The 14,224-nt window shown below is 65.8% G+C and carries 10 protein-coding genes; 5 read left to right on the top strand and 5 right to left on the bottom strand.

All coding sequences use genetic code 11. From position 1 onward, the window contains the following. Positions 1-54 precede the first annotated feature (54 nt). The 3 genes from AC1RR3_RS10465 (at position 55) to AC1RR3_RS10455 (ending at position 3,892) form a co-directional block, all read left to right on the top strand. Positions 55-324: a hypothetical protein gene (locus AC1RR3_RS10465; protein ID WP_492822082.1), complete on the top strand. Its 270-nt coding sequence runs from the start codon at positions 55-57 to the stop codon at positions 322-324. 192 nt (positions 325-516) lie between these two features. Continuing rightward, on the top strand, positions 517-2,781 hold the full coding sequence (locus AC1RR3_RS10460) for a TonB-dependent siderophore receptor (RefSeq protein ID WP_492822080.1): 2,265 nt from the start codon (positions 517-519) through the stop codon (positions 2,779-2,781). 130 nt (positions 2,782-2,911) lie between these two features. Continuing rightward, the gene (locus AC1RR3_RS10455; protein WP_492822078.1) at positions 2,912-3,892 is read left to right on the top strand and encodes a zinc-binding alcohol dehydrogenase family protein; all 981 of its coding nucleotides are present in this window, start codon (positions 2,912-2,914) and stop codon (positions 3,890-3,892) included. A 32-nt stretch (positions 3,893-3,924) separates the two neighbouring features. Here the strand turns inward: AC1RR3_RS10455 and AC1RR3_RS10450 are convergent, their stop codons facing one another. The 3 genes from AC1RR3_RS10450 to AC1RR3_RS10440 form a co-directional block, all read right to left on the bottom strand. Next, entirely contained in the window at positions 3,925-4,281 is a 357-nt protein-coding gene (locus tag AC1RR3_RS10450; RefSeq protein WP_492822076.1) for a hypothetical protein, read from the bottom strand. A gap of 333 nt (positions 4,282-4,614) precedes the next feature. Further along, positions 4,615-5,232, bottom strand: coding sequence for a DUF2147 domain-containing protein (locus AC1RR3_RS10445; RefSeq protein ID WP_492822074.1), 618 nt, complete (start codon positions 5,230-5,232; stop codon positions 4,615-4,617). Positions 5,233-5,340: 108 nt separating this feature from the next. Continuing rightward, positions 5,341-6,369 (bottom strand): NAD(P)/FAD-dependent oxidoreductase, encoded by a 1,029-nt coding sequence (locus AC1RR3_RS10440; protein WP_492822072.1) that lies wholly within the window; start codon positions 6,367-6,369, stop codon positions 5,341-5,343. A 182-nt stretch (positions 6,370-6,551) separates the two neighbouring features. Here AC1RR3_RS10440 and AC1RR3_RS10435 point away from each other — a divergent pair, with 182 nt between their 5' ends. Next, positions 6,552-7,040, top strand: a complete 489-nt coding sequence (locus AC1RR3_RS10435; RefSeq protein WP_492822070.1) for an acyl-CoA thioesterase — start codon at positions 6,552-6,554, stop codon at positions 7,038-7,040. On the opposite strand, the gene AC1RR3_RS10430 is transcribed toward AC1RR3_RS10435, so the two are convergent. Both AC1RR3_RS10430 and AC1RR3_RS10425 read right to left on the bottom strand, forming a co-directional pair. Beyond that, positions 7,031-7,351, bottom strand: coding sequence for a 2Fe-2S iron-sulfur cluster-binding protein (locus AC1RR3_RS10430; protein ID WP_027560383.1), 321 nt, complete (start codon positions 7,349-7,351; stop codon positions 7,031-7,033). The genes AC1RR3_RS10435 and AC1RR3_RS10430 overlap by 10 nt on opposite strands. Before the next feature lie 269 nt (positions 7,352-7,620). Then, positions 7,621-7,995: an Hpt domain-containing protein gene (locus AC1RR3_RS10425; protein ID WP_492822067.1), complete on the bottom strand. Its 375-nt coding sequence runs from the start codon at positions 7,993-7,995 to the stop codon at positions 7,621-7,623. 397 nt (positions 7,996-8,392) lie between these two features. Here AC1RR3_RS10425 and AC1RR3_RS10420 point away from each other — a divergent pair, with 397 nt between their 5' ends. Continuing rightward, the gene (locus AC1RR3_RS10420; protein WP_492822065.1) at positions 8,393-14,107 is read left to right on the top strand and encodes an apolipoprotein A-IV repeat region-like domain-containing protein; all 5,715 of its coding nucleotides are present in this window, start codon (positions 8,393-8,395) and stop codon (positions 14,105-14,107) included. Positions 14,108-14,224: the final 117 nt, after the last annotated feature.

The following is a 14,224-nucleotide window of genomic DNA, read 5'->3' as shown; positions in this document are numbered from 1 at the left end:
TGGGGCTGTGCAGCGACCAAATCTCCGATTGCCATCTTTCACGGAGATTTTCCAATGCGTGTTCTCTCAATGATTGCCGTTGCCGGCGCCATGATTGCGAACTCGGCCGGCGCGTTCGCCGGCGAGCTGCCCTCTTACGAAGTGAATTCGTTCCCGATCTCGGCGACGCAAGTGCAGGTGCTCGGCGGCGCCGGCATCGAGGAACAGTCGACTGCGCCCGCGATGATCGTCGCCGGCATGCCCGCCTCGCCCGCGCAAATGTCGGTGCTGTCACCGCGGATCAAGCGGCTCGCGAGCGCCAACGCCGCGAGCGAAGAACGCTAGTCGGCGCTGCGCAAGGCGCACCACGTCGTCCTCTCATTCACCCATCCGCGCGCCGCCATCAAGCGGCGCGCGTTCTACTTATACGTATACTAATTCCAAATCTGATGATTGAGGGACCATTGCGTCCCTCCTGCACTTCAAGCCATCGACTGCGCTTGTTAGTCGTCCGCTCCGCAAATGATGGGGTCGCGAATGACTACATATCTCCGAACGACGGCAGGATTGATCGGTGGCGCACTGCCGCTGCTGGCAGGCTTGCTGGACGCATCGCCGGCCGAGGCGCAATCGTCGCCGCAGGAGCTGCCCCCCGTCGTGGTCGAGCAATCGTCGCGGCCGGCGGCGCGCGCACGTCCGGTTCGCTCCCGTCACGCCGCACAGGCGGCAAGCCGCCGTCGCCAGGCCGAACGGGCGCCGTCGAGCGCCGAGACTCAAACGGCCGGCGCGGGCACGGCTGCGGAGACCGCGACAGGCCCCGTCCACGGCTACGTCGCGACCCGCAGCGGCACCGGCACCAAGACCGACACGCCGCTGCGCGAGACACCGCAATCGATCAGCGTGGTCACCGCCGACCGCGTCACCGACCAGGGCGCGACCACCGTTCAGGAAGCGCTGCGCTACGTCCCCGGCGTGTTCGCCGACGCCTACGGCGCGGACTCGCGCGGCGACTATCCGCGCATTCGTGGCCAGGACCCGAACATCTATCTCGACGGCACGCGCATGGTGAACACCAACAATTTCAACGAATGGCGGCCGGAGCCCTATACGCTGGAGCGCATCGAGGTCTTGCGTGGTCCCTCCTCGGTGCTCTACGGCGACACCTCGACGGCAGGTCTCTTGAACCTGATCTCGAAGCGTCCGCAAGTGGAAAGCGCCAACGAGATCGGCGTGCAATATGGCAGCTTCAACCGCAAGCAGGTGCAGCTCGACTCCACGGGCAAGCTGACCAAGGACGGCGAATGGCTCTATCGCTTCGTCGGCGTCTACCGCGACAGCAACACGCAGACAGATTACGTCAAGGACGATCGCATCGTGCTCGCACCGTCGCTGACCTGGCGGCCGACCAACACCACCAGCTGGACAGTGCTCGGCACCTATCAGAAGGACACCACGGGCTCCTCCACGGCCTTCCTGCCGCATGAGGGCACGCTGTTTGCCGGCCCCAGCGGCTACATTCCGGTGCAGCGCTTTGCCGGCGAGCCGGGCTTCGACAAATATCAGACCGAGACCGGCGCGATCAGCAGCCTATTCGAGCACAGCTTCAACGATGGCCTGAAGGTCCGGCAAAACCTGCGTTACGCCCATATCGAGGGCATCTACCGGTCGACCTGGCCGGATCTGAACTTCGTCGATCCCAGCGATCCGAACTATCCGTTCCTCGATGCCAGCCGACGGACTGTGGCCCGCAGCGTATGGAGCCGCGAGACGGTCAAGGACAACTTCACCTCGGACAGCAATGCCGAGCTGAAATTGCACACCGGACCGGTCGCACACAAGGTGTTGTTCGGCGCCGACTACCGCGAGGTCAGGGAACGCGCGCAATCCGGCTTCACCACGGACCCAACGCCGTTCGATCTCTACGCTCCGGTTTACAGCGGCGTGACCGCGCCGGCGATGTCGCCCGAACCGGATCTGCGCCAGAACCAGCTCGGCCTCTACGCGCAGGACCAGTTGCGACTCGGACCGTGGCTCGCCGTGCTCGGCCTGCGCCACGACTACGTCACCAGCGACACCCAGGGCTCGCCGGTCGAGCATTACCAGGCGACCACCGGCCGCGCCGCGCTGATGTACGAGCTGCCGTTCGGCGTCACGCCCTACGTGACCTATGCGCAGTCGTTCAATCCGGTGTTCGGCAGCGGCGTCTGCGCCACGGTCTGCGCGCCGCAGCGCGGCGAGATGGTGGAGCTTGGCTTCAAGTACAATCCGACGCCGGGCAATGCGATCAACGGCGCGATCTTCGACACCACCGAGCGGAACCGGCTGACAAGCGACCCCGACGATGACCGCTTCTCGATCCAGACCGGAAAGGTCCGCATCCGCGGCGCCGAGCTCGAGGTGCTGGCGCGCATCACGCCGGATCTCGATCTGATCGCCGCCTACACCTATCTCGATGCCCGCGTGGAGAGCGGCGACAATGCCGGCAAGCATGTCGAGACCGTACCGGATCACCAGGCCTCGCTCTGGGCGAAGTATCGCCTGTCCCTGCTCGGCCTGCCCGGCGTCACACTCGGCGGCGGCGTGCGCTACGTCGGCCAATCCTGGGACGGCACCGACACCCTCCGCACGCCCGACTACACCTTGTTCGACGCCCTGGTCCGCTACGAGACCGGCCCCTGGCGGCTTCAGGTCAATGCCAGCAACCTGTTCGACAAGCGCCACATGACCACCTGCCTGGCGCGCGGCGACTGCTTCCTCGGTATCGGCCGCACGGTGCTCGGCAGCGTGACCTACAAGTTCTAGGAGCGATCGCTACGTCATGCACCCGGGTGTGACGTAGCGATCGGTTTCCGGAAGCCTGCGTCGAGCCGGCGCTTGAATCTTGACGCCTTCTCCTGCAAGCCAGTTGGCAACACCCGCAGGATTTCATGCCATGGCCCAGATGAAGGCAGCAGTGATACGCGAGCCCGGCGGCCCCGAGGTGCTGCGCATCGAGAGCTGGCCCGTGCCGACGCCTGCCCCGGATCAGGTTCTCATTCGCGTCAAGGCCTTCGGCCTCAACCGGTCCGAGCTCTTCACCCGGCGCGGCCTGTCGCCGGGCGTGAGCTTTCCGCGCGTGCTCGGCATCGAAGCGGTCGGCCTGGTCGAGGACGCACCGGGCGGCCGGTTTCGCAAGGGCCAGATCGTCGCGACGGCCATGGGCGGCATGGGACGGCAATTCGACGGCGGCTACGCGGAATATGTCTGCGTGCCGGCCGTGCAGGTCCAGCCTCTTGAAACCACCCTGCCGTGGGAAACGCTCGGAGCATTGCCGGAGATGCTCCAGACAGCCTGGGGCTCGCTGTTCACCGCCTTGCAACTCAAGCGCGGCGAGCGGCTCCTGATCCGCGGCGGAACCACCTCGGTTGGCCTTGCGGCCGCGGCCATCGCGAGCAAGCACGGCGCCGAGGTGATCTCAACCACGCGTAGTCCTGCGCGCATGGAGCTGATCCGCTCGGTCGGAGCGGACCTTGCGGTCGTCGACGACGGCCGGATCGCCGACACGGTCAAAACTGCAAGCGGAGGCGGCGTCGACAAGGTGCTCGAGCTCGTCGGCACGACCACGCTGGCAGACTCCCTGCAGTGTGCGCGGGCGAACGGCATCGTCTGCATGACGGGTATGGTCGGAGACAAATGGTGGTTCGATCAATTCAGCCCGATGGAGATCATCCCCAACACCGTCAACCTCACGGTCTATTCCGGAGGCCCTGACGACTTCATGCAGACGCCGTTGCAGGATTTGGTCCGGCAAATCGAAGCAGGCACACTTCGCGTTCAGGTCGGACGCGTCTTTCACCTCACGGAGATCGCCGAGGCTCACCGCTGCATGGACGCCAACACGGCCGGCGGAAAGATCGTCGTGCTGACCGATTGACGATGCGCTCCGCCACGAATGAGGGCAGACGGCTACGTCATGCTGCCCGGCATGAAGCAGCGAACGCGCGGATGGCCATCGATATAATGCTTCCACACCATGGTGCGACCGATCTTGTTCGGCTCGGTGATCACGGCGCCGTCGGGCACGACGACCCATTCGTCGTCGAGATGCACGCGGTAACGCCCCTTGTCGGATTCCCAATCGACGTCGGCGACCACGTAGCCGTCGGCGTCCGAGCAGCATTGCCCGTACTCGCTGTGCAGGCTCTCGAACCAGGGTTTGAGCGGCGAATTGGCGTAGCGGCCGTCGTCGCGTGCCAGCGCCGATGTCGCCAGCAGCGCCGTCAGCCCGAGCAGCACCGCCGCACACGGTCTTGCAAGTCTCATGTCGTCTTCCCGCGGATCGCAATCAGCGCCGCGAGGGACAGGCGCCGCCGTCCGCCTTCCGCATGACGGCGGCAGGCGTAAAGACGGCGACTCGCTCCCCAGCGGCTTTGCGACAGCTATGCAAATCCGGCGCCAGCGCGCATTCCGGGGAACTACTGCCGCAGGCTGTTGCCCACGACTATGCGCGTGCGCACTTGCGCGCTGGGACGGGCGATTCCGTGTTCCACAGTGCGGGGAGAAGCTGCGGCTTACTGGATTCCCTGCCTTCGCGGGGAACGACAGCGGCGCATGAGGAGAGCGCCGCGCGGACGACGTTCAGAACGCGGAAACAGCCTACTGCTTCGGCGCCGGCGCCATCATCGCGCCGCCCTTCTTCGCGGCAGGCGCGGGCGCCGGCTTCGTCGCGGCGGTCGCCTGCGCAGGCAGATATTTGGCGACGATGGCGGGATCGACCTGGGCGATGTTGGCGTCGGGCAGCCGCGTCCAGGTCTCGTCCTTGCCGAACAGGGAGATGCCGAGAAAGCCGCGCATGGTCAGGGTCTGACCGTCCGGGCTCACCGTCATCTTGGCCTTCCAGATGTTGCCGTCGCGCGGATTGACGACGTTGCCGCCGTCATACTTCAAGCCGTCGCGCTTCATGTCGCGGATGAAGGAGAGCCCGAGCACCGGCGCGTTCTTGCGATCGTCGGCGCATTTCGCACAGATCTCGTTCGGGTCGTCGCCGGGCCGCGGAAAGGTCTTTGCGATCACGCCTTCGAAGATGCCGTTGTGGTCGATGAAGAGGAACCATCCCACCGTCTTGCCGTCCTCGACCTTCTGCCAGAGGCCCGCAGCGGTCGGCTGGGCCGGCACCGCAGCCGGAACTTGCGCCGCAGCCGGGCTCACCGCACTCAACGACAGCGCGAGCGCGAGGAGCGAGAACAGCCGAAAGCTGAAAAAGAGATTCCGCATTATGATCACCTTGCTAAGCCGCCACTGCAATGGCCGCAGACTACGGCGATTTCGCGAACGGTTCCAGCACCAGAAACATGGGGCATCGCCCGCCCGTTCCCGGTGCGGTTAGTTGACACCGAGTTTCTTTTGCAGGCTGGAGGACGAGGTCGTGTACTGGAACACGAGCCGCTTCTCCGGATAGACGTAGCGATGGGCTTTTTGCGACATCAGCGCGCCCTCGTGGAAGCCGCACAGGATCAGCTTGATCTTGCCGGGATAGGTGTTGATGTCGCCGATGGCGAAGATGCCTGATACATTGGTCTCGAACGCACTCGTCTCGACCGGCACCAGATTGTTTTCCAGCGCAATGCCCCAGTTCGCGACCGGACCGAGTTTCATGGTGAGCCCGAAGAACGGCAGCATGGTGTCGCACGCGATCTCGGTGACGTTGTTGTCGTTGCCCTTGACGGTCGCGCCAGTCAGCTTGCCGTCAGTGCCTGAGAGCGCGGTGACCTGGCCGAGCCGCAGATCCATCTTGCCGTCGGCCACCAGCGCGCGCATCTGCTCGACGCTGTGAGGCGCGGCGCGAAAATCGTCGCGCCGGTGCAGCAGCGTGATGCGCTTGGCGAGCGGATGCAGATTGAGCGTCCAGTCGAGCGCGGAATCGCCGCCGCCGACGATGAGAACGTTCTTGTCGCGGAAATTTTCCATCTTGCGCACGGCGTAGTGCACCGAACTGCCTTCATAGGCTTCGATGCCGGGCACCGGCGGACGCTTGGGCTGGAACGAGCCGCCGCCGGCCGCAATCACCAGCACCTTGCATTCGAACACCTTGCCGGCATCGGTGGTGCAGCGGAATCCGGGATCGCCGATCTTCTCCACCGTCTCGATCATCTCGCCGAGATGGAAGGTCGGATGGAACGGCTTGATCTGCTCCATCAGCGCATCGGTGAGGCCCTGCCCCGAAACCTGCGGAATGCCGGGAATGTCGTAGATCGGCTTTTCCGGATAAAGCTCGGCGCACTGGCCACCGACCTTGTCGAGGATGTCGACGAAATGCACCTTCATGTCGAGAAGGCCGAGTTCGAAGGCAGCGAACAGGCCGCAGGGGCCCGCGCCAATAATCAGCACATCGGTTTTGATCACGTCGCTCATGTCGTCTCTTTATCGATGGTTATCGGTTGGACGGCGCCCGGTGGGCAGAGGTGACCCTGCCTGTCTAGCCAACGGGGATGGATCAGGGAAGGCATAAAAGCGGGAGCGCCCCGCAGCCGCGCCCACTTGCCGGGCCAAAATAACTGGGCTGTAACGAGGATGGATATGACGGAGATCAATCGGTGAACGCACCAAGCCGCCTCGACACGACGCCGCGCCTGGAGGACTTCCCTTTTCGCCTCAGCGACAACGTCCGCTTCGGCGATCTCGATCCGAACCAGCACGTCAACAACGCGGTCTACGCCACCTATTTCGAGACCGGCCGTGTCACGCTGATGAAGCTTCCCGAATACGGGCTGACCCCAGCGGGCTTCGCCTGGATCATGGTGCGGCTCGACATGCATTTCCGCGCCGAGCTGCACTGGCCGGGCACGATCGAACTCGGCCTCGGCGTGGTGAAACTGGGACGGACGTCAGTGACGTTCGAGCAGGTCGTGTTCTCGAACGGGACGTGCATTGCGTCAGCGACGTCGGTCGGCGTCTTGCTCGACGAGGCGACACGGCGGCCGGCGCCGCTGACCGCCGAGGTGATCGAGAAGTTCAGACCCTGGCACAAGCGCGGCATCGAGGTCGCGCCGCCCGCCGCATCGACAGGACGTGTTCAGGCCTGACGTTCCGGCGTCGCCACGACCAGCCCGTCGAGCTCGTCGGAGACCTTGATCTGGCACGACAGGCGCGAGTTCGGGCGCACGTCGAAGCCGAAGTCGAGCATGTCCTCTTCCATCGGCGTCGGGCTGCCGACCTTCTCGCGCCAGGCTTCGTCGACATAGACATGGCAGGTCGCGCAGGCACAGGCGCCGCCGCATTCGGCTTCGATACCGGGAATGCTGTTGCGAATGGCGGCTTCCATCACGGTTGCGCCGTTCTCGACTTCCACCGTACGGGTTTCGCCCTTGTGGTCGACAAAGTGAATCTTGGCCATGTGTGCTCGTGCTGCCGCGAGGTTGGGAATGAAGGAGGGTCTGGGCTGTCCTATAACGGGTCGGTTCGCCGGGCGCCATAGCGTTTTCGCGCGAAATGGACCCCGGTTCGCGCGAAGAAATCGCGTCAAAACAAACGACTAGACCCTGATTTTGAGCGAGTCAAAACCCTAAAGCATGATCCGGAAAAGCGCGCAGCGGTTTTCCGAAAAGATCATGCTCAAACAACGACCTAAAGCGCGATGACGATTCATCCCGATCTCGTCGCGCCTCAGTGCTTCAGGATCGTCTCGATGGCGGCACGGACCTCGGTCACGGCCTCCTTCAGGGCGGCGAAAGCGTGGCGCTGGTTGTGGCCGATCCGGATCGCGGTCTCCAGGCTGGCGGCGGCGTCCGCCACCGCGAACGCACCGATCCCGCGGGCCGAGCCCTTGAGCTTGTGCGCGAGCGCACCGGTCTCGGCCGGCAGCGCGGCCATGGCCGCCAGCAGGCGGACGGCCTGCTCGGCGAACATCGCGAGCACTTCCTGTTCCAGCTCGGTGTCACCGAGCGTCATCCGGGAGAGATGGTCGAGATCGAGCGGGCTGTCGATCGGCGCAAGCGGGGGCGAGGGCATCCAGTCCATCCGTTGCAGTTCAGGCGTCATGGCGCAGGCCCCCGGCATCGCGCGATAGTCCGCCGGTCCGGCGGTCAGGTTCCCTCAGCCAAGCATGGAAATGGTTAACGAAATGTTTGCGCCGTTTTACCTAATTCCGCCCGTTTCTTGACGAAAAGTTGCCGCAATCTGGCGAGTCCCGTGGAGAATTGCATTTATTGCTAAGGCGTTACGGCGCGATCCTGTTAACGATGATTAAGATTGTCTTAATCGCAGGCATTTCATTCGCGACGCTCTGCCAATAGGATGTTTTGGAAATTGGCGGACAAGCCGTCCGGGTGGGGACGGCTCGGAGATCCGCGCAAGCGGCATGATCCGGTCTGTGAGCTTGCGTAGCGCGCGGGGCTCGCGGGGGGACGCGTACAAGTAACGAGGGCTCGGACTGAACATGGCAAACACTCCGAAAAAGGTCAAAGACCCCACAGAAGTTGCGCTTTCTGCGATCCAGGAAGCCCTGAACATCAGCGACACCGCGGCCGATACCAGCCGCAGCGCATCGATGCGCAACGAAACGGCATCTTCCGTGGCGCCGCCAGCGCCCCCGATGTTCGACGAACCGAGCTTCGAGGCCCGCCCCGCCGCCAACGAACGCGCCGTGTTCGACCCGATCGAGGAGCCGCGTTCGTCGCGCCGTGCCGCCAACGACGACCGTGCGACCATCGGCCAGCTCTTGCAGACGTTGCAGACGGGACGCCCTTCCCGCAACATCTATACGGGCGCAACGATCTTCACCGTCATCTGGCTGGCCGCGTGCGCCGCGCTGACCGTTGGCTTCCTGCCCTCGATCCAGGCGGCGATGGGCCAGAGTGGCGGTGTGTTGGCCATCGCCGGCCTCGTCACGATGTTCTTCGCGCCGATCATGCTGTTCTTCTTCCTGGCGAGCCTGGTCTGGCGCGGTCAGCAGATGAGTGCAGTCGCGCAGGCAATGGCGCAGGTCGCGATCCGCTTCTCCGAGCCCGAGGGCTCGGCCTCCGATTCCATGGTCACGGTCGGCCAGGCCATCCGCCGCGAGGTCGCGGCGATGGGCGACGGCATCGAGCGCGCCATCGCGCGCGCCGGCGAGCTCGAGACGCTGGTCGCCAACGAGGTCGCGGCGCTGGAGCGCGCCTATTCCGACAACGAAGTGCGCATCCGCGCCCTGCTCCAGGACATCGCGCACCAGCGCGACAATCTGGTCGGCCAGGCCGAGCAGGTCCGCAGCGCCATTTCCGGCGTGCAGATCGATCTGCGCCACGACATCGCGCTGATCTCGGACGCGATCGCCTCGCGCGTCGACGAGGTCGCAAAATCCATCACCGGCGCGCTGGAAGAGCGCGGCGCCCACATCACGGGCGCGCTGAGCAATGCCGGCGACAACATGATCCTCGCGCTCGGCGAGCGCGGCGGCGACCTGCTCGACCGCCTCGAGGAAGCCAGCAACGAGACCACGCGCGCCGTGCTCGATGCCAGCGAGCGGCTGACCACCAGCCTCAATTTCAAGACCGGCCACGTCCACGACGAGTTCGTCGACCTCGCCGACCGCGTCCACGAGATGCTGAACGAGCGCATCGACCGCATCACCGGCGAGTTCGAGCAGCGCTCCGCCGCGATCGTCGACGGCATCTCCGAGCGCACCGAACAGGTGCACGACTCCCTCAAGAATTCGTCGGACTCGCTGCTGCTCGAGCTCGAGCTGCGCTCCAACGACCTCTCCGCCAAGATCGACGACGCCGGCAACCGGCTCGCAACCCAGATCATGACGTCCGGCGACAAGGCGAGCGACGCGCTCGACGCCACTGTCAACACCCTCGTCGCCAAGGTCGTCAGCCAGACCGAGACCGCGCACGACTCGCTGTCGCTCCAGATGAGCGCGTTCGACGAGCTGGTGAAGAACCAGGGCACCGAGCTGGTCGAGAAGTTCGCCCGCGACTCCGGCACGCTGGGCGCTCTGATCACCCGCCACATCTCCGAGTTCGACCGCACCGTGAAGACGTTCGGCGGCGAGATCGTCGAGCGCATGGGCCAGCGCACCCACGACATCCATGAGTCGCTGAAGACCTATGTCGACAATTTCGACACCCGCTTCACCTCGAACGGCGGCGCGATCACGGCTGTGCTCGATCAGCGCCTGCTGCAGTTCGAGACCACGGTCGGCGAACGCGTCAGCAATCTCGACACCTCGCTGAACGGCAAGATCACGAGCCTCGACAGCACGATCGAAGGTCACATCAAGACCTTCGACGAGCAACTCGTCGGCCGCGTCGCCGCGCTGGAACAGTCGTTCGATACCCGCGCGAAGTCGGTGACGGAGACCATTGACGGCCGCCTCAATACGCTCGCCACGTCGCTCACCGATGGTGCCGCCCAGGCGATCCAGTCGGTCGATACGCGGTTGACGCACCTCACGACCACACTCACCGGCGGCGCGTCGCAGGCGCTCGAGTCCATCGATTCCCGTCTCACCAACCTTACGACGACGCTCACCGACGGCGCTTCGCAGACGATCCAGGCGATCGATACGCGGCTGACGCACCTCACGACGACGCTGACGGGCGGCGCGACGCAGGCGCTCGAATCCATCGACTCCCGCCTCACCTACCTCAACACCGCGCTGACGAACGGCGCCTCGCAGGCCGTGCAGTCGATCGACACGCGCCTCACGTTGCTGACCTCGACGCTGACCGACGGCACCGCGCAGGCGATCGAGGCGGTCGACCGCCGCATCACCGGCGTCACCGAGATGATCGACGGCCGCAGCACCCACCTGACCGACACGGTCACCGCGCGCTTCCAGGACATCCACCACGCCATCGAGACCAAGGTCGGTTCGGTCGCCAGCGACATCGACGTGCGCGTGGCGCAGTTCGAGGACCTGCTCGGCTCGCGCGTCGAGGCCGTCGCCGGCCGCATCGAGAGCAGCGGCCGTCAGGCCAGCGAGGACATGATGTCCCGCGCCGAGATGATCTCGACCGCGATCCGCTCGCATGTCGAGGACGCCGAGCGCTCGCTCACCAACCTCGTGGTCAACACCAGCGAGACGATCCAGACCGGTGCGCGCACCGCCCAGCAATCGCTGATGACGGTCTCCTCCGACGTCAACGCCCAGCTCAAGATGACCTCCTCCGAGGTCGAGCGCGCGCTGACTGCGGTCGGCACCGGAGCAGCGAACTCGATCCTGACCAGCGCCCGCGAAGCGCAGTCGACGCTGGTCGCCGCCTCCGGCGATGCCTCCAACCAGATCAAGTCGCTGTCGGCCGACGTCGAACGCACGCTGTCCGCAGCGGGCTCGGCGACCGCCGCCTCGATCCTGGCCGGTGCCCGCGAGGTGCAGACCACGCTCGTCACGGCGTCTTCGGATGCTGCCAACCACGTCAAGACGCTCACCGCCGACGTGCAGCGCTCGCTGTCGCTGGCCGGCACCACCACGGCGGAATCGATCACCGCCGGCGCCCGCGATGCGCAGAGCGCGCTGATCGCGGCCTCGAGCGAGACCGCCAACCAGATCAAGGCGCTGTCCTCGGACGTGCAGCGCTCGCTCTCGATGGCGGGCACCGCGACGGCCGAGACCATCATGTCCGGCGCCCGCGAAGCCCAGAGCACGCTGGTCACGGCGTCCTCGGATGCGGCGAGCCAGGTCAAGTCGCTCGCGGCCGAAGTGCATCGTTCGCTCTCGCAGGTCGGCCAGTCGACCGCCGAGACGATCACGACCAGTGCCCGCGACGCCCAGAGCACCCTGCTCTCCGTCTCGGCCGAACAGACCGGCCAGGTCCGCTCGCTCGCGGCCGAGATGCAGCGCGCGCTGGCGACCGCCGGCGGTGCCACCATCGAGGCGCTCACCAGCGGCGTGCGCGAGGCCCAGGGCACGCTGATCTCCGCGTCGACCGACGCGGCAAGCCAGATCAAGTCGCTGACCACGGATATCGAGCGCACGCTGACGGCCGTCGGCGCCGACACCGCCTCGACCATTCTCAACAGCGCGCGTGAGGCCCAGACCTCGCTGACCTCGACCTCGGCGGATGCCGCGAGCCAGATCCGCACGATCTCGACCGAGATCGAGCGCGCCCTGAGCACGGCCACGACGAATGCGACCAGCGACATCCAGACCAGCGCGCTCAACGCCCAGAACGCGCTGATCAACGCCTCCAACGAGGCGAGTTCGCGGGTCAAGTCGAGCTCGGCCGACGTCGAGCGTTCCGTGCTCGCCGCCAGCAGCAGCTTCGGCCAGGCCATGACCGGCAAGACCGACGAGATCGTCACCTACGTGCAGCAGCAGGCCGACCGTCTGTCGAACATGATCGACGCCAAGCGCGGCTCGCTGGTCGACGCGATCGGCTCGAAGACCAGCCAGCTCACGCTCGACATCGACCGCGTCACCTCCGACGCGCTGAAGTCGATTGAGACGCGCGGCCACGCGTTCTCCCAGACCCTGATGGGCAACGGCTCGGAAGTCGCCCGCACCATCAACGCGGCGAGCGAGATCGCCACCGGCGCGGTCGGCAAGTCGCTCAAGGACCTCGAACAGGCCTCGCGCTCGGCGATCGACCAGTCGCGCCAGGTCTCGATCGCGGCCGTCACCGAGATGCAGGAGACCAGCAAGATCCTGCGCACCGACACCGTCGCCCTGTTCGAGCGCCTGCGCGAGGGCAACATCCTCCTCCAGGAGGTGCTGACCGGTGCGCACGACAACCTCAACTCGCTCGAGCGGGCGCTGGTGACGCGCGTCGCCGACTTCGTCTCGGCGATGAACGACGTCACCTCGCGCAACGGCGCTGCGACCCAGAACCTGGAAGACCAGCTCAACGTCTTCAACACGAAGACCACGCGGGCGCTCCAGGATCTCGGCGAGTTGTCGACGCAGTTCGACGCCCACGGCAAGGCGCTTGTCGAGGCCGCCCAGGTCGTCGAGCAGAGCAACAAGAACACCACCGCCTCGCTCGCCGAGCGCAAGCAGGCGCTGGAATCGCTCGTCACCACGATCGACCTGCGCACCACCGATCTCGACCAGCGCCTGTCGCGCTTCACCGGCCTGCTCGATGAATCGCTGGCCGCGGCCGAAGAGCGTGCCCGCGACATCGCCCGCGTCGTCGCGGAGACCGCCGGTGCAGGTTCGGCCGCGATCACCCGCCAGTTCGAGGCGGTGCGCGCGGCGTCCGAGGAAGAGCACCGCCAGACCCTCGACGCCATGCACGACATCTACCGCCAGACCACGGATGAGGCGGATGCGATGTTCAAGCAGTCGACCGAGAAGTTCGGCAACCTCGTCTCCAGCATGAAGCAGATGGCGTTCGAGATGCACAACGAACTCGAAGCCACCCGCAACGAGCTACGCCGCGGCGTGCTCGAGATGCCGCAGGAGGCCGCCGAGAGCACTGCGCAGATGCGCAAGGTGATCGTCGACCAGATCGAGGCCCTCGCCGAGCTCAACCGCATCGTGGCCCAGCATGGCCGTGGCCTCGACGTCTCGACGACGGGCCGCGCCTCTGTCGCCGTCCAGCGCCAGGAAGAGCCGATGATGGCAACTGCGGGCGGTCGTGGGACCGAGACCCGCATGCGCGACACCGGCAGCGCCTCGACGCTGCCGCCGCCGGACCTCGGCATGCCCGCTCCCTCGCGCCGCACCGAAGCCCCGCCGGTTGCGCCTTCCAGCAACGACCAGGGCCGTGACGGCTGGCTGTCGGACCTGCTCAACCGCACCGACGCCAACCAGGGCGCCCCGACCGGCCGTGAGGCTCCCCGTGGCCGCGCTGCATCCGCTCCGCAGCAGCCGCAGGCCCCGCAGGCTAGCAGCAATCCGCTGGAATCGCTGTCGCTCGACATCGGCCGGCTGATGGACCGCAACCTCGCCGCCGAGATGTGGGACCGCTACCAGCGCGGCGAGAACAAGGCCTTCACCAAGCGCCTGTACACGCCCGCCGGCCAGAAGGCCTTCGACGAGGTCGCCCGCAAATATCGCGCCGACCGCAACTTCAAGGGCACGGTCGACCGCTACGTCGCCGAGTTCGAGCGCCTGCTCGACGAAGTCGCCCGCGACGGCCGCGGCCCGCAGGAGCTGCGCAACCACCTGACCTCGGAGACGGGCCTGGTGTACACGCTGCTCGCCCATGCGGCAGGCCGGCTGGGGTGAGACTCGGATAGCAATCACGAATAGAAAACGGAGGCCTCACGGCCTCCGTTTTTGTTTGAGCGCGTCGTTGCAAGAAGAAACCGTAGCCCGCATGGAGCGCAGCGGAATGCGGAAACG

Source organism: Bradyrhizobium sp. GW821-FHT13H05 (genome assembly GCF_058804065.1).
The sequence above is the reverse complement of the archived record's forward strand: the minus strand, read 5'-3'. Positions and strand labels throughout refer to the sequence as shown.